At 59.1% G+C, this 14,946-nt stretch carries 15 protein-coding genes; 4 read left to right on the forward strand and 11 right to left on the reverse strand.

Annotation, left to right across the window (positions count from 1 at the left end; genetic code table 11):
- Window positions 1–237 precede the first annotated feature (237 nt).
- From ACP7EE_RS27095 to ACP7EE_RS27135, 9 genes are all read right to left on the reverse strand, one after another.
- Complete coding sequence (locus ACP7EE_RS27095) at window positions 238–606, reverse strand: glyoxalase superfamily protein (protein ID WP_420651076.1); 369 nt, start codon at window positions 604–606, stop codon at window positions 238–240.
- Between the two features lie 107 nt (window positions 607–713).
- Window positions 714–2,171 (reverse strand): D-aminoacylase, encoded by a 1,458-nt coding sequence (locus ACP7EE_RS27100; RefSeq protein WP_426238045.1) that lies wholly within the window; start codon window positions 2,169–2,171, stop codon window positions 714–716.
- A gap of 26 nt (window positions 2,172–2,197) precedes the next feature.
- Window positions 2,198–2,836 (reverse strand): YdcF family protein, encoded by a 639-nt coding sequence (locus tag ACP7EE_RS27105; protein ID WP_426202691.1) that lies wholly within the window; start codon window positions 2,834–2,836, stop codon window positions 2,198–2,200.
- A complete protein-coding gene (locus ACP7EE_RS27110) occupies window positions 2,833–3,450 on the reverse strand; it encodes an HAD family hydrolase (protein WP_426238070.1) in 618 nt (205 codons plus the stop codon). The genes ACP7EE_RS27105 and ACP7EE_RS27110 overlap by 4 nt, the downstream gene beginning before the upstream one ends.
- 1 nt (window position 3,451) lies before the next feature.
- Window positions 3,452–4,627, reverse strand: coding sequence for an MFS transporter (locus ACP7EE_RS27115; protein WP_426238047.1), 1,176 nt, complete (start codon window positions 4,625–4,627; stop codon window positions 3,452–3,454).
- A gap of 66 nt (window positions 4,628–4,693) precedes the next feature.
- Window positions 4,694–6,415 carry a carbamoyltransferase family protein gene (locus ACP7EE_RS27120; protein ID WP_426238049.1) on the reverse strand — a complete coding sequence of 574 codons (1,722 nt, stop codon included), beginning with the start codon at window positions 6,413–6,415 and terminating at the stop codon, window positions 4,694–4,696.
- Between the two features lie 455 nt (window positions 6,416–6,870).
- Window positions 6,871–7,764: an NAD-dependent epimerase/dehydratase family protein gene (locus ACP7EE_RS27125; protein ID WP_426238051.1), complete on the reverse strand. Its 894-nt coding sequence runs from the start codon at window positions 7,762–7,764 to the stop codon at window positions 6,871–6,873.
- Between the two features lie 103 nt (window positions 7,765–7,867).
- Window positions 7,868–8,779 (reverse strand): LysR substrate-binding domain-containing protein, encoded by a 912-nt coding sequence (locus ACP7EE_RS27130; protein ID WP_426202702.1) that lies wholly within the window; start codon window positions 8,777–8,779, stop codon window positions 7,868–7,870.
- A gap of 72 nt (window positions 8,780–8,851) precedes the next feature.
- Window positions 8,852–9,616: a sulfite exporter TauE/SafE family protein gene (locus ACP7EE_RS27135; RefSeq protein WP_426238053.1), complete on the reverse strand. Its 765-nt coding sequence runs from the start codon at window positions 9,614–9,616 to the stop codon at window positions 8,852–8,854.
- Window positions 9,617–9,848: 232 nt separating this feature from the next.
- Here ACP7EE_RS27135 and ACP7EE_RS27140 point away from each other — a divergent pair, with 232 nt between their 5' ends.
- The 4 genes from ACP7EE_RS27140 to ACP7EE_RS27155 all read left to right on the forward strand — a co-directional run bounded on the left by ACP7EE_RS27140 (window position 9,849) and on the right by ACP7EE_RS27155 (window position 12,229).
- The gene (locus tag ACP7EE_RS27140) at window positions 9,849–10,730 is read left to right on the forward strand and encodes a LysR substrate-binding domain-containing protein (RefSeq protein ID WP_426238055.1); all 882 of its coding nucleotides are present in this window, start codon (window positions 9,849–9,851) and stop codon (window positions 10,728–10,730) included.
- A 44-nt stretch (window positions 10,731–10,774) separates the two neighbouring features.
- Window positions 10,775–11,350, forward strand: coding sequence for an NAD(P)H-dependent oxidoreductase (locus ACP7EE_RS27145; protein ID WP_426238057.1), 576 nt, complete (start codon window positions 10,775–10,777; stop codon window positions 11,348–11,350).
- Window positions 11,351–11,399: 49 nt separating this feature from the next.
- Window positions 11,400–11,771 (forward strand): MerR family transcriptional regulator, encoded by a 372-nt coding sequence (locus tag ACP7EE_RS27150; protein ID WP_420651065.1) that lies wholly within the window; start codon window positions 11,400–11,402, stop codon window positions 11,769–11,771.
- Window positions 11,772–11,878: 107 nt separating this feature from the next.
- The gene (locus ACP7EE_RS27155) at window positions 11,879–12,229 is read left to right on the forward strand and encodes a cupin domain-containing protein (RefSeq protein ID WP_420651064.1); all 351 of its coding nucleotides are present in this window, start codon (window positions 11,879–11,881) and stop codon (window positions 12,227–12,229) included.
- Between the two features lie 187 nt (window positions 12,230–12,416).
- On the opposite strand, the gene mmsB is transcribed toward ACP7EE_RS27155, so the two are convergent.
- Together mmsB and ACP7EE_RS27165 are read right to left on the reverse strand one after the other, a co-directional pair.
- Window positions 12,417–13,304: a 3-hydroxyisobutyrate dehydrogenase gene (gene mmsB / locus ACP7EE_RS27160; protein ID WP_420651063.1), complete on the reverse strand. Its 888-nt coding sequence runs from the start codon at window positions 13,302–13,304 to the stop codon at window positions 12,417–12,419.
- A gap of 10 nt (window positions 13,305–13,314) precedes the next feature.
- Complete coding sequence (locus tag ACP7EE_RS27165; RefSeq protein ID WP_426202714.1) at window positions 13,315–14,841, reverse strand: CoA-acylating methylmalonate-semialdehyde dehydrogenase; 1,527 nt, start codon at window positions 14,839–14,841, stop codon at window positions 13,315–13,317.
- Window positions 14,842–14,946: the final 105 nt, after the last annotated feature.

Here is a 14,946-nt window from a genome sequence, read left to right on the forward strand (position 1 = left end):
GTTTTACAACAACGAACGGCTGCACTCGAAACTGGGATATCTGCCACCGACCGTTTATGAGCGGGCGATGGCGTCAAAACCACCTATCGAGGTGCCCGGAATTAGTTGACCACTGCACTGAATAACCGAGTCGATTATGGATTCGCTAGAGCATTTTCAGGTCGGCGTATTTCCCGAGCATCCCCGGATCAGTCCCCTCTCCCTCTGGGAGAGGGTTAGGGTGAGGGGCTTTTCGGATCAGAGGCTGATCGCATTGGTAAACACCAACCGATTGCCAAACGGATCGGCAATGGTCATGTCCTGGCTGCCCCACGGCATCGCCTGAATCTGCGGGTGGGAAAACTTGTAGTCCTTGGCCAGCAACTGCTGCTGAAACGCCTCGAGTTCATCAGTCTCGATACGCAGCGCCGACCCCGGGCTCGCATCGCCATGATGCTCGGACAGATGCAACACACATTCGCCACGCGACACCTGCAAGTACAGCGGGAAATTCGCTTCGAAGCGGTGCTGCCAGTCGATCTTGAAACCGAGGAAGTCGACGTAGAATTCGATGGCCTTGGCTTCATCGAAGATCCGCAGGATCGGGGTGGTTTTGCCGAAGCTCATGAATTGCTCCCTGACTGGTTGGCCCGACAGTGTAGCTGGGCTGGATGTCAGCACTTCGGCTTGGTGCGGACTTTCTTTAATTGCACTGTGCCACTATGCGACGCAGATCAAATAAAGCCGTCGCGCAAATCGCCCTGCCGTGCCAGAAACCGCCCTTCGCGCCGACCGTTGGCCTGCCCGTCCTTGTAGCTCAACACGCCGTTGATCCACACCCCGTCAATCCCCTGCGCCGCGCGTTGCGGATCGTTGAAATCCGCCACATCGCGCACGGTCGCGGGATCGAACAACACCAGATCCGCCCAGTGTCCTTCACGAATTTCGCCGCGTTCCTTCAAGCCAAAACGCGCCGCCGACAATCCAGTCATTTTGTGTACAGCGGTGTGCAGTGGAAACAGCCCGACATCGCGACTGAAATGCCCAAGCACCCGTGGGAACGCGCCCCACAAACGCGGATGCGGAAACGGATCCTCCGGCAAACCATCGGAGCCGACCATCGACAACGGATGCGCAAGAATCCGCCGCACGTCGTTCTCGTCCATCCCGTAATACACCGCGCCGGCCGGTTGCAGACGCTTGGCGGCTTCGAGCAACGGCAGATTCCATTCGGCGGCGATGTCGATCAAGTCGCGGCCACTCACGTCCGGATGCGGCGTCGACCAAGTAATAGTGATGCGGTGCGCGTCGGTGACCTGCTTCAAATCCAGCGTCGAAGAACTCGCCGCATACGGATAACAATCGCAGCCGACCGGATGGGTTTTCGCCGCTTGTTCCAGTGACGCCAGCAGTTGCGGACTGCGCCCCCAGTTACCCGCCCCGGCACACTTGAGGTGGGAAATGATCACCGGCGACTGGGCGTGACGGCCGATGCGGAAAGCTTCATCCATCGCCTCCAGTACCGGTTCGAATTCACTGCGCAAATGGGTGGTGTACACCGCGCCGAAAGCAGTGAGTTCTTCGGTCAGTTGCATGACTTCATCGGTTGATGCGCTGAACGCACTGGCATACGCCAGCCCTGTGGATAAACCCAAGGCACCGGCCTCCAGGCTTTCACGCAACTGCTCGCGCATCGCCGCGATTTCATCAGCGGTGGCGGTGCGGAACAAGTCGTCGAGGTGATTGCTGCGCAGCGCCGTGTGCCCGACCAGCGCTGCCACATTCAGCGTGGTGTTGGCCGCTTCGACCGCTGCGCGGTAGTCGCTGAAGCGTGGATAAACGAAGGCTGCGGCAGTGCCGAGCAAGTTCATCGGATCCGGCGGATTGCCTTTCAAACTGACCGGTGCAGCGCTGATCCCGCAATTGCCGACGATCACTGTGGTCACGCCCTGACTGAGCTTTGGCAGCATCTGCGGCTGGCGGATCACCACGGTGTCGTCGTGGGTGTGCACGTCGATGAAACCGGGCGCAAGCACCCGGCCAGCGGCGTCGACTTCTTCAACGGCGCGGGCGTCGTGCAGGTCGCCGATGCGCTGGATGCGGCCGTTGAGCAGCGCCACATCAGCGGAGTAACCGGGCGTGTTGCTGCCGTCGATGACCAAGGCGTTGCGAATCAGTGTGTCGTACAGCACGTCAGTCTCCCGGCAGCGGATCCGCGTCAACTGCTGCCTTTGATCAAATGATGATCGAACCCTTGCTCTATCAGATATCGCCATGCGACCTGAACCTCTTCAGGTACTGCCTGCTCGACCTGAAAACCCAGCGAAGGGTAAACCATGATGCGGTGCACATCACCGACCATTTCGTCGATCAGCCCCAAGACTCCGATCAAATTGCTCACCTCGCCCGGGAAGCTGTAGGAAGGGGCATCCACCGATGCCTCAAGTCCCGGCCATTGCACCGGCACGGTCAACGCCACTCGCCGAATCGAATTCGGCTTGGTCAGAAATGTGGCCCGGCGCACGTCTGGAAACAACGCCCTGGCAAAGGCAATGTTCTCGGCGAAATTGGTAGCGCGCGACTCCAGTGTGAACTGATCCACCGAGACGCCCAATGTCACGGCTCGTTGCGCAAAAACGTCGGCTTCGGTCTGTGCCCACAAATGCCTCGTCCAGTTCCCGGTATTACCGGTGAACAACAGGTGCGGGGCAACACCTTCTTTCAACAATTGGCAGGCGTAATCACACACTCGAAGATCGTATGAACCGCAGACCACGATCAGTTCACATGCGCTGTGTGCGCGTCCTTGCGTGAGGTATTCCCATAGCACACCGGCGTGCCGCAGAGTGAGCGTCATGGTAGAGCGAGCCTCCCGGTCAGCGAGATCGGCAGCAGCGTGAAGTCCATATAAGAGTGTGCGGCTCCGTGGGCGATCAGCGTCGGGTCATCGCCGATGCCGATGCATTCTGCACCACTGCTGACCGCTGACTGCACGCCGCTGACGGAGTCTTCGAAGACCAGGCACTCTGCACTTTGACGCCCCAATTGCGCAGCTGCCAGGCAATAGGGATCAGGCGCCGGCTTGCCGCTGCGAACGTCGTCGCGACAGATGATGCTGTCAAACACGTCAGTCAGATCGTGTTGCTGCAGAACGTGGTCGACACGCGCTCGCCAACTGCTGGTCACCAATGCCAAGGGTACGGCGCGATCCTTTAGTCGAGCGATAAACGCGGCCACCCCCGGCACCATCGGACATTTCGACACCTGCTCGATGGCGTCGACTTCCTGCTTGATCGCCACACGCTGATCTTCATCGAACTGACCAAACAGGGTCTGCAAGGTATGACCGCCGGGTCTGCCGTGAATATGATCGTCGATGAATGTCTGATCGACGCCAACGCCGTACTTGCGTGCAACGCTGGTCCAGGCAAATTCAATGACATCGCGAGACTGGATAAGCACACCGTCCATATCAAAGCAGACGGCTGTAAACGTTCGTTGTTTCATCGGGTGAACTTCGCATCTTTTGATGGGCGAGAAATGCCAGCACCGTTCCGATCAGGGCGAACAGAGCCATCACATAGTAGGACCACTGCGGGTGTGTCTCGTATAAATATCCGGCAAAGGGCGTAGCCAGCCCCATGGGCAACGCAACAGCCAAGGAGTAATAAACTCCTTGCGTAAAGACCTGAATATCTTGCGGTGCATGGTCGCGGATGAACCGCATGATCGCTGCGTGGTAGGCGGCAAAACTCAGCGCATGCAAGCCCTGGCCGAGCAGAATCAGCGAGACCGCGTCGCTGTCGGAAAACAACGCCCAGCGCAGTGCCGCACAGACACTCGAAAACATCACGATGGACAGTGGCGAGTAATACGCCAGGACTTTGCTCGAGAGCGCGAAGTAGATGATTTCCGCAATCACAGCCACCGCCCAGAAGGCTCCGATGACCGCCGGAGAGAAGCCTTTGACTCCCCAGCCAATGGAGGCTGTGGAAAAATACAAGGTGTGGCTCAGTTGAATAAAACTGGCCGCCGCAATGGCGATCAGCAGACTCTTTTGCGCAAACAGGGCTGTCCAGTCAGGTCGTTTGATGGTGCGGGCGACAGGCTCCAGATGCGCACGGGAAACCTGGTGTTTCAAGTGCAAACACGCCAAAGCGGTGAACAACATGCTTGCGGCGATCATGATCGGCACCCAGGACTGGCCGTACTTCGCGAGCACAAGACCGCCAAGCGTCGAGGTCAGGATGAAGGCCGAGGATCCCACTGCCCGGACCCAGCCATAATTCTGCAACGCCTGTTTGTCGCGCTTGAGCAAATAGGACTCGGACAATGGCAATACAACCATCCACAGCCCGCCAAACAGAATACTGAGGCACACAAATATCCATAGATGTGCCGGAATGAAATAAAACAGCAACGTACAGAACGCCGCCGTGAAGCCGAGAAAAGCGGCGAGGCGCAGTTGGTCCACACGCCAGTCAGCCACATAAGTGATAAACACCCCGGTGAACACCTGTGGCCAATATGCCGCGGCAATCAGCAAGCCTATCTGGCTGGCACTGAAACCCAGTGAATCCAGCCAGGTCGGCCAGAACGGATAGATAATCCCTTCCGCTGCGAAGAACCCGAAAAAGACTAGATACATGCGTCAACCATACGCTTGATACTCCAGAAACAGGGCTCGCGAGGAGCCCCGAACACTATCAGCCCACTACTCGAAGCGCTGGCCGGTGAAGCTGTTTTTGCCTTTGCGCCAGACAATCAGGGACTCGCTCATCACCACCAGGTAGACCATCCCTTCTTTCAACGCATCCAGGGCGTCCTGGGAAGAGCACACGATGGGTTCTTCATGGCGGTTGAACGAGGTGTTGATCAAAGCGGCCTGCCCGGTCTTTTGATGCCATGCGTTCAACAGGCGATGCATGAAAGCATCACCTTGCGGGCGGATGATCTGCGGCCGCGCGGTGCCGTCAACGTGCACGACTGCCGGGCTTGCTTCCCTGAACTGCGGGTGACAATCGTAGGTCATGGTCATGGTGTCTGCCGCCACCTGATCCGCGTCCCAACCGACGTAGCAGGCGGGTGCCTGCTCAATGGCCGTGACCGGGCCGAAGGGCATGAACTCCGTGCGGTGCATGCGTTTGTTGAGCCAGTCGTTAACGTCGGCATCCTGCGCGTGGTAGACGATGCTTCGGTTGCACAGCGAACGCGGCCCGAATTCCATCTTGCCCTTGAACATACCCAGCACCTGATTTTCCATCAGAGCGTCGGTCAGCACTTCGATGATGTTCGACGGCGTGTGGTAACCCAGTTCGGGGTAGTCGCGATTGATCAGATTGATGTTCTGCGAAACCGTGCGCGACTCAGGCCCGAGTGCCATTGCAGGGTTTTTGAAGCGCGTGCCTTGCTCCAGATAGGCCGCGCCCACCGCCGCAGCCAGTGCCAACCCGCCATCGCCCATGCACGGCAGCACATAAACATTCTTTACACCGCTGATCTCACGCAGGCGCTGATTGAGTTTGACGTTGCCAAATACACCACCGGCCAGACACAGATTGGTGCTGCCACGTTGCGCCAGATGGTGGGTGACTGTCGCCACCAGCAGGTCTTCGGTATGGCGCTGCACGGCCGCGGCGATATCCTCAGGCGTTTCCCGAGCGAAGAGGGTTTCCAGTGGTTCGCTGTAGTGGTTGTAGGACGGCAGGAACATATCGCCACAACAGGCCTTGATTCGCCCGTCTTCAAAACGGATCATTTGCTGCATCACCCCCAGCAACTTTTGCGGATCGCCAAAAGCGGCCAGTCCAGTGACTTTGCCCTCGTGCCGGTTAGGCTTGTAACCGAGTAAATGGGTAATCCGCCCGTAGAAATACCCCAGACTGTCAATACTGGTTTCGCGTTGCAGCACGGTGGTTTCGGTCGGACTGTGCCAAGTGACCGTCAGGGACTGGAAGTCGCCTCGCCCATCGCACGTCAGGGTCAGCGCTTCGTCGAACGGTGAACAGACATAGGCTCCGAGAGCATGGCACTCATGGTGATCAATGTAATAAGCCTTGCCAGCCAGACCGTTGGCAGAAATATATTGATCAAACTCGGCGCGTTTCTCTTTATCGTTGTTTATTTCATCGGTTACACGTTGACGGAACTGCGCAAGCCCCAGGGGATTATTCCTGACCTCCTCGACAATTCGATCAAAGTACAACTCAAGGTGTTTTTCGGCATTGAAGCCAGCGTTCCATCCATAGGCAACATAATCGACATCTTCCAGTGACACCCCTGCCTGGCTCAACACGAACTCAATGGACTTTACCGGCCAGATCTTGTGATCCTTTATGCGAGTGAAGCGCTCCTCGCTGACGGCTGAAAGAATCTGACCATCACGTACCAGACAGGCACCCGACAAGTCGTTGTTAGTAACGCCCAAAATGATCATGACTACTCCTTGTTCTTGCCAATTCAGGTGATGACTTCGCCTACGCCGGGGAATGCCCGGCGCCAGCCTTGATTAACATCAGATACGGACTTCATGCTCGCCCCTCGCCACTAAGGAGACGGTCGATCTGCTTCCGCTTGCCGGGATATACCTTCACGAGAAGGCATCAAGAGTGTGTTGCCATCGCGAATTCCATTTGCATAAAACTCCATGAGCAGTAACTTGCTGGCCGGCTTCATGCCTATGCAACAAGTTGTTGCCGTATAACCAGTCGGCGGCCATTAACGCCACCCTGTTTGACCGTGTGAAAGCCTAGTACGAAATTTCTGAAAAACCCCAGACACCCCTGCCTAAAAATTAAATCTTGCTTACAGCCCCCCTGTTTCCGGGGACTTCACAGGCAAAAAAAAACCGTGGAGCCAACCTGCTGGCTCCACGGTTTTTTTTGGGGGGGCTTACACCATTTCGTTACGAATCCATTCAACCACCGACGTGCGTTTCGGCGCCCAGCCCAGCAGTTCGCGGGCGTGTTTGCCGCGTACCCGGCTGTTGGAGCCGAGGCCGTAGTTGGCCATTTCGTAGCCCCATTCGGCTTCGGCATCTTTCAGTGGCCAGTCTTGTGGCTCGCCGAGGTTCAACGCTTGGGCCATGGCGGTGGTCATGTCGATGAACGAGGCTTCGCCGCTTTCGACGAAGTAGAAGGTGCCCGGCACATTCTTGGTCAGCGCCAGCGAATACAGAGCGACCACGTCTTCGATGTGCACGTTGGACCAGATGTTCTGGCCAGTGCCGACGTGGCGCACCACGCCGCTCTTGCGTGCCTGTTTGAGCAAACGCGGCAGTTGCACGCTGTCGCGTTTGACGCCGAGGCTGTGGCCGTAGATCAGCGTGTTGCAAATGACTGCCGAATTCACCCCGTCCTTGGCGGCGGCGAGAATCAGGTTGTCGATGGCCACGCGCGCGGCTTTGTCGACGGTTGGCGCCGGCAGGTTGTCCTCGTGGTAGATGACGTCGCTGGATTTGCCGCCGGATGCATCGCCGACGATGCTCGAACCGCTAGTGTGCAGGAACACTTTGTTGCTACCGCGCAGGCCGTCGAGCAAAGCTTCGACCGCGCCGCGATGGTCACTGCTGGCGGCGTTGATCACGGCGTCGGCGGCGCGGGCCTGTTCGGCGAGCAGCGCTTGATCTTCGAGGGTGCCGATCACGGGATTGATGCCCAGTGCTTTCAGTTCATCGGCCTGTTCGGCGCTGCGCACCAGACCTGTGACGTGATGCCCGGCCTGCACCAGACCGGTAGCGATGGAACCGCCGATAAAACCGGCAGCGCCGGTAACGAATACGTTCATGGAGAAAGTCCCTGCGTGATTAAGTGATGGGACGAGTATCGACCTGCGACTCGTGCGGAAAAACCCGCCCTCACCCAAATCACTCTTGCGCAGAGATCACGAATCAACCCTGGAAATCGGCGCTGGCGTAGGCCGCGAGCTTGCTCTGGATGAAATCGAGGAAGCATTGAATACGCAGCGCCAGTTGCGAATTGCGGTAGTACACGGCGTTGATCGGCTGGCGATAGCCGCTGTTGTATTCCGCCAGCAGGATCTCAAGACGCCCGGCTCGAATATCGTCGATGGTCATGAAGTGCGAGAGGCAGGCAATGCCCTGCCCCTGCAGTGCCAAATGGCGCACGGTCTCGCCGCTGGAAGCGCTGATTGCGGGCGTGATCGGCCAACGATCGCCATGCACATCGCGCAACGGCCACTGGTTGAGGCCTTCGTTTTGGGTGAAACCGAGCAGCGTGTGTTCGCTCAGATCGGCGACTTGCTTGGGTGCGCCGTACTTTTCCAGATACGCAGGACTGGCGACGATCAGCAACGGGCTGCAACCCAGCGAACGCGCGTGCAGAGTCGAATCGGCGAGGGTGCCGATGCGAATGGCGATGTCGGTGCTTTGTTCCAGCAGATCAATGATCAGATCGTTGCTGTTGAGTTCGAGCTGGATGTCCGGATAGAGCCGGCGGAATTCATCGATGTACGGCACGATGGCATGCAGCATGAACGGCGCGGCGGCATTGATTCGCAAGCGGCCGGAGGGGTTTTGCTGGCGTGAGGACAGGCGTTCTTCGAGTTGTTCCATCTGGTCGAGAATCAGCTTGGATTGTTCGAAAAAGTATTTGCCCTCCTCGGTCAGGTCCATGCGTCTTGTGGTGCGGTTGATCAGCGTGGTGCCGAGCTTGCCTTCGAGGCGCGACAGGGTGCGGCTGACTGCCGAGGGCGTTTGCCCGACCTGCTCGGCAGCAGCGGAAATCGAACCGCATTCGATCACGCAGACGAAAATCTGCAACTCATCGGATCTGGCTTTCACGGGTGTCCTCTTGTGCTCGCCCGGCACAATTGCATTGTGCTGTGAGAAAAGGAGTTTAACCGACGATGGCGACTAACCGTTGACCAGCAAGTGGGCACCAAGCGCTCCCAGACCGATAAAAAACACGCGTTTGAACAACACGGCGCTGATGCGCTGACGCAGCCACTGCCCGAGCAACATGCCGAGCACGGCCGGGATCAGCGCCAGCAACGAGGCGCTCAACTCGCCGCCACCGAGTGCGCCGCGCCACAGCAGTGCGCCGGCCAGTGCCAGGGTCGAGACGGTGAAGGACAGGCCAAGCGCCTGCACCAGTTGATCGCGGTTCAAACCCAAGGCTTGCAGGTATGGCACTGCTGGAATGACGAACACGCCGGTGGCCGAGGTGATGATGCCGGTGATCACGCCGCACAGTGGGCCGAGCCAAGGCTCATGTCGGCGCCTGACATTCAAGGTCGGCAGGAATAATCCGCTCAGCGCATACAGCAGCAACGCCGCGCCCAAGCCGCGCACCAGCCAATGCCCGCCCGCCATGCCGATCCATAGAGTACCGACGCCGGTACCGAAGAAGATCGTCAGCAGCATGGGCCACAGGCGTTTGATCAGCCCTCGCAGATGTCCGCCGAATGCCAGTTGCCAGACGTTGGTCAGGGTCGCGGGAATGATCAGCAATGCAGCAGCCTGTGATGGTGCCATAGCCAGACCGAGCAAGCCCATGGCGACAGTCGGCAGGCCGAGGCCGATAACGCCTTTGATCAGGCCGGCGAGCATGAAGGTGGCGATGACCAGCAGGGTTAGGGTCAGACCAAGGTTTTGATAGAAATCTGCAAGTGTGTTCATAGGCTGACTTTGCGCTTTGGCCAGAGTGTTGAAAATCTGGCATACACTGAGGCTGCCTCTCACACAGCAAGAGGCTGACAAATCAGTTGTGGCCACCGGCCTCATCGCTGGCAAGCCAGCTCCCACAGGTTTCAGCGTTGAACACAAAAGCTGTGTACGGCGCCACACCTTGTGGGAGCTGGCTTGCTGGCGATGAGGCCGGTGCTGACACTAAAAATATTCAGGCGACCCCATGCACTTCGACCTCACCGACCTGCGCCTCTATCTGCACATTCTCGACGCCGGCAACATCACCGCCGGGGCCGCCCGCAGCCACTTGTCGCTAGCCGCCGCGAGCGCACGGATCCGTGCGCTGGAAGCGTCACTCGGGAGTGAATTCCTGCAACGCGGACGTCGCGGCGTCACGCCCACACCCGCCGGCAAAGCTCTGGCTCATCACGCCCGAATCCTGCTGCAACAGGCCGAGCGCATGCAGCAGGATCTCGCCGAATACGCCCAAGGCGTCAAAGGCCAAGTGCGCCTGCTGTGCAACACCACGGCGATCACCGAATACCTGCCGGAAGTGCTCGCGGATTTTCTGCGCGAGCATCCCAACCTCGATATCGATTTGCAGGAACTGCCCAGCGCACGCATCACCCACGCCTTGCGTCAGGGCGCGGCAGACTTGGGAATCGTCTCCGATGCAGTCGACACCAGCGACTTGCAGACGCAGCCATTTCGCGACGATCCGCTGGTGCTGATTGCGCCGCTGGATCACCCGTTGGCGAACGCTGACGCGGTGAGTTTCAGCGAAGCCTTGCGCCACGACTTCGTGGGCCTGGGCAGCGACAGCGCACTGGCGATCTATCTGGAAGAACAAGCTCTGCACAGCGGCGCGCGCATGCAGATGCGCATCCGCGCCGAGAGCTTCGACGGCGTGCTGCGCATGGTCGCCCACGGCGCCGGGCTGGCCATCGTGCCGCAAGCGGCGGTCGAACGTGCAACGCGACAACCCTTCAAAACCATCGCGCTGAACGAAGCCTGGGCCCGGCGCAAGCTATTACTCTGCGCCCGCGAATTTGCAGCAATGCCCGCCTACGCCAGCGCATTGCTGCAAGCCTTGACTCTCCCCTAGGGGGCAGACTTTAACCTTGGCTTTTCATCGGCCAGGACAAGACCATGGGCAAACGTATTCTGCTGATTCTCGGGCATCCTTCGGCCGCGAGTTTCTGCGGCGCGATTGCTCAACGCTATGCACAAGCCGCCGTGCAGGCCGGGCACCAGGTGCGTCAGTTGGCGTTGGGCAATCTGCGATTCGACCCGGTTCTGCGCGAAGGCTATCAGCAGGTTCAGGCGCTGGAAGCCGACTTGCTCGACGCGCAGGTCGATATCCTCTGGGCCGAGCATCTGGTGCTGATTTATCCGATCTGGTGGGGCGGTGTTCCGGCATTGCTCAAGGGGTTTTTTGATCGGGTGTTCCTTCCCGGTTTTGCTTTCAAGTACCGCCCAGGCAAAGCCTTTCCCGACAAGCTGCTGGCCGGTCGGACCGCGCATCTGCTGGTGACCATGGATACACCGCCCTGGTATTTCCGCTGGGTATACCGCATGCCCGGGCTGCGTCAGGTGCGCAATACAACCCTGCTTTTCTGCGGTATCCAACCCTTGCGCACGCTCACATTCGGCCCGGTTCTGAACGCCAGTGCAGGTCAGCGTGAAGCCTGGCTGCGGCGCACCGCAGCTATCGCCAGCCTCTGACGCCAGGCAATAATGCGCGGGCCGCATCACCGCAAAAGAGGGATCCTGGATGTACATCAGCGAAGCCGCCGAACGCTCCGGCACCACGGTCAAGACCATCCGCCATTACGAGGCGATCGGCCTGCTTGCGCCCGCTCAACGCAAAGGCAACTACCGCCTCTATGACCTGCAGAGCGTCGAGCGGCTGCGCTTCATAAAATGCGCAAAAGCGCTGGGTTTCAGGCTTCGCGAGTTGCAGGAAATCTTCGCCCCGCATCGCGGTAAAACCATCCCTTGGGCCGTGGCCCGACAAGCCATCGAAGACAAGAAACGCGAGCTCAGCGAGCAGCTCGCCACGCTGTCGCGCCAACACGCGCAACTGGTGGCGTTCGAATTGACGCTGGAAGACGCCGAAGAGGATTGCCCGCTGCAAAATCTTTGAGGAGGCTGCGTTTCTGGGCAGCTCAATGTCGAGCACAGACAATTGACCTTCAACCGGGCGCTATAGGGTGCGAGCTCATCTCTCACCCCCACTGCCCGGAGCTCCCAATGACTGCCACCGCACCTGTCACCGTTCTTCGCGACACTCATCCGCTACCGGTACTCGACGCCTGTAAATGGGAAAAGCTCGAAGGCGATCCGCACACCGTCAATCTCAACGCCTATACCAGCGAAGACGGCAGCAAGATCATGGGCACGTGGATTTGCACGCCGGGCAAGTGGCGCGTGGATTATGTGAAGTGGGAGTACTGCCATTTCCAGGAAGGCTACTGCGTGATCACCCCGGACGGGATGGAGCCGATTCATCTGCGTGCCGGCGATATCTTCGTGGTCGAGCCGGGGATGAAAGGCACTTGGGAAGTGGTGGAAACCGTGCGCAAATATTTCGTGTTTGCGTGATACCAAGAGAGTCGGAAGTCACCTGTGGCGAGGGGATTTATCCCCGTTGGGGCGCGAAGCGGCCCTAAAAATCAGCGACGAGGTCTATCTGACAAACCTCAGTCGTTGATTTTGCGACTGCTTCGCAGTCGAACGGGGATAAATCCCCTCGCCACAATTGCTTTGTGATCGCAGTCTGCCGCGGCCGCTACTGCGGCTTGCGGTAGCTGTTGATGATCGCCGAGAAGTCCTTGCCACCCTCCCCGCGCTGGCTCATCGCCTGATACAACTGCTGCGCCACTGCGCCGAGGATCACAGGTTGATGTGCCTGACGCGCGGCCTCGGTGGCCAACCCCAGATCCTTGAGCATCAATTCGGCACCGAAGCCGCCGGTATACCCGCGCGAGGCCGGCGCCGTTTCGACGATGCCCGGCCATGGATTGTACATTTCCGAACTCCAGCAACGCCCGGTCGAGCTATTGATGATGCCGGCCAACACGCTGGTATCTATCCCCAGCGCATCGCCCAACGCCATGGCTTCACTGACGCCGACCATCGAGATCGCGAGCAACAGGTTGTTGCAGATCTTGGCGATCTGCCCGGTACCGACTTCACCGCAATGCACGATGTTGCGGCCCATCTGCGCCAGCACCGGTTGCAGAGTGGCGAACAGTTCCGGCGTCGCGCCGACCATGAACGTCAACGTGCCGGCAGTCGCGCCACCGGTGCCACCAGACACCGGCGCATCGGCCATGGCCACGCCTTGTTTGGCGGCGGCAGCGGCGACATCGCGCGCGGTCTGCGGATCGATGGTGCTGCAATCGACGGCCGGGACGCCTTTGCCGATGCCGGCCAGCACGCCGTCCTCACCTAGCCAGACACCGCGCACATGCACGGCGGCCGGGAGCATGGTGATCACCAGTTCTGCGTCCTCGGCGGCCTCACGCGCCGAAGCGCGAATGCTGCCGCCGAGTTGTTCCAGTTCTGCCAATACAGTCTTGTTCAGGTCGACCAAGTTCAGCGAATGGCCAGCCTTGATCAGGTTGCGCGCCATTGGCGCGCCCATGTTGCCGAGACCGATAAATGCGATTTTCATGGCCGGTTCCTCAGCGCAGATTGATGGTGGTGTTCACGCCGTCGTTGACGCTGTCGTCATCGAACCAGCGCGCCGTCACGGTTTTGGTCTGGGTGTAAAACTGCACCACTTGCTTGCCGTACGGGCCGAGATCGCCGAGCTTCGATCCACGAGAACCGGTGAAGCTGAAGAACGGCACCGGCACTGGAATCGGAATGTTGATGCCGACCTGGCCGACGTCGATTTCAGTCTGGAATTTACGCGCCGCTGCACCGCTCTGGGTGAACAAGCCGGTGCCGTTACCGAACGGATTGGCGTTGACCAGCGCAATCGCCTGATCGAGGGTGTCGACTTCCAGCACCACCAGCACCGGGCCGAAGATTTCCTGGGTGTAGATCTGCATGTCGGTGGTCACACCGGAGAACAGGGTCGGGCCGACGAAATTGCCTTTTTCGTAACCCGGCACGCTGATCTCGCGACCGTCCAGTTCCAGCTTCGCGCCCTCTTTGATGCCGCTTTCGATCAGATCGAGGATCCGCGCTTTGGCTTTTTTCGAAATCACCGGGCCGACATCCGTACCTGGCTCGTTACCGGCATTGACCTTGAGTTTTTGCGCCAGCGCTTTCAGATCCGGAAGCCATTGCTTGGCCGCACCGACCAGCACCACCACGGAGGTGGCCATGCAACGCTGACCGGCCGCACCGAAACCGGCGCCGACCAAGGCATTCAGCGCTTGCTCGCGATTGGCGTCGGCCAGCACCACGGCGTGGTTCTTCGCGCCCATCATCGATTGCACGCGCTTGCCGTGTTTACCGGCCAGGTCATAAACATGGGTGCCGACAGCGGTCGAACCGACGAACGAAATCGCCTTGATGTCCTTGTGCGTGCACAGGCCATCGACCACGTCCTTGCCACCGTGCACAACGTTGAGCACGCCCGCCGGAACCCCGGCCTCAATCGCCAGCTCCACCAGCAGCATGGTCGACAGCGGATCCTGTTCTGATGGCTTGAGTACGAAGGTGTTGCCGCAGGCGATGGCCATCGGGAACATCCACAGCGGAATCATCGCCGGGAAGTTGAACGGAGTGATGCCGGCGCAGACGCCGATTGGCTGACGCAGGGTGTAAGTATCAACGCCCCCGGCAACGTTCTCGGCGAACTCGCCCATTTGCAGGCTGCCGATGGAGCACGCATGCTCGACCACTTCCAGACCTCGGAAGATATCGCCCTCGGCGTCGGCAATGGTTTTGCCCTGCTCGGCGCTCAGCACCACGGCGATGCGTTTGGAGTGCTCACGGATCAGCGCTTGCAGCTTGAGCATGATGCGCATGCGCGCACCGATTGGTGTCAGCTTCCAGGTCTGGAACGCGCGGTGTGCGGCGCTGATGGCGGCGTCGACTTCATCAGCAGTGGCAAACGGCACTCTGGCCAGCACTTGCTGGGTCGCCGGGTTGACGATGTCGTGCCATTCGCTGGTCTGGGATTCGACCCACTCGCCGTTGATCAGCAGCTTGACCGTTTGAATCGTGGTGTCGGTAGGCGTAAGCGAAGCGTTCATGCGGTTCTCCTGGAATTGTTTTTATCGAGGGAGCAAAGCCGTGTGTCACGAATTGGTTGTCGGACGGTTTTTGGAGTATAGATGTGCAAACTTCTAATAAGTACG

The organism is Pseudomonas sp. TWP3-2 (assembly GCF_049897765.1).
GTDB lineage: Bacteria > Pseudomonadota > Gammaproteobacteria > Pseudomonadales > Pseudomonadaceae > Aquipseudomonas.

Bases quoted from the DNA above. Each gene is read 5' to 3' on its own strand.
- ACP7EE_RS27150 (WP_420651065.1), top strand. From the start codon at position 11,400: ATGTACATCAGCGAAGCCGCCGAACGCTCCGGCACCACGGTCAAGACC.
- ACP7EE_RS27110 (WP_426238070.1), bottom strand. From the start codon at position 3,450: ATGGACGGTGTGCTTATCCAGTCTCGCGATGTCATTGAATTTGCCTGG.
- mmsB (WP_420651063.1), bottom strand. From the start codon at position 13,304: ATGAAAATCGCATTTATCGGTCTCGGCAACATGGGCGCGCCAATGGCG.
- ACP7EE_RS27105 (WP_426202691.1), bottom strand. From the start codon at position 2,836: ATGACGCTCACTCTGCGGCACGCCGGTGTGCTATGGGAATACCTCACG.
- ACP7EE_RS27115 (WP_426238047.1), bottom strand. From the start codon at position 4,627: ATGTATCTAGTCTTTTTCGGGTTCTTCGCAGCGGAAGGGATTATCTAT.
- ACP7EE_RS27125 (WP_426238051.1), bottom strand. From the start codon at position 7,764: ATGAACGTATTCGTTACCGGCGCTGCCGGTTTTATCGGCGGTTCCATC.
- ACP7EE_RS27135 (WP_426238053.1), bottom strand. From the start codon at position 9,616: ATGAACACACTTGCAGATTTCTATCAAAACCTTGGTCTGACCCTAACC.
- ACP7EE_RS27165 (WP_426202714.1), bottom strand. From the start codon at position 14,841: ATGAACGCTTCGCTTACGCCTACCGACACCACGATTCAAACGGTCAAG.
- ACP7EE_RS27140 (WP_426238055.1), top strand. From the start codon at position 9,849: ATGCACTTCGACCTCACCGACCTGCGCCTCTATCTGCACATTCTCGAC.
- ACP7EE_RS27120 (WP_426238049.1), bottom strand. From the start codon at position 6,415: ATGATCATTTTGGGCGTTACTAACAACGACTTGTCGGGTGCCTGTCTG.
- ACP7EE_RS27095 (WP_420651076.1), bottom strand. From the start codon at position 606: ATGAGCTTCGGCAAAACCACCCCGATCCTGCGGATCTTCGATGAAGCC.
- ACP7EE_RS27145 (WP_426238057.1), top strand. From the start codon at position 10,775: ATGGGCAAACGTATTCTGCTGATTCTCGGGCATCCTTCGGCCGCGAGT.
- ACP7EE_RS27155 (WP_420651064.1), top strand. From the start codon at position 11,879: ATGACTGCCACCGCACCTGTCACCGTTCTTCGCGACACTCATCCGCTA.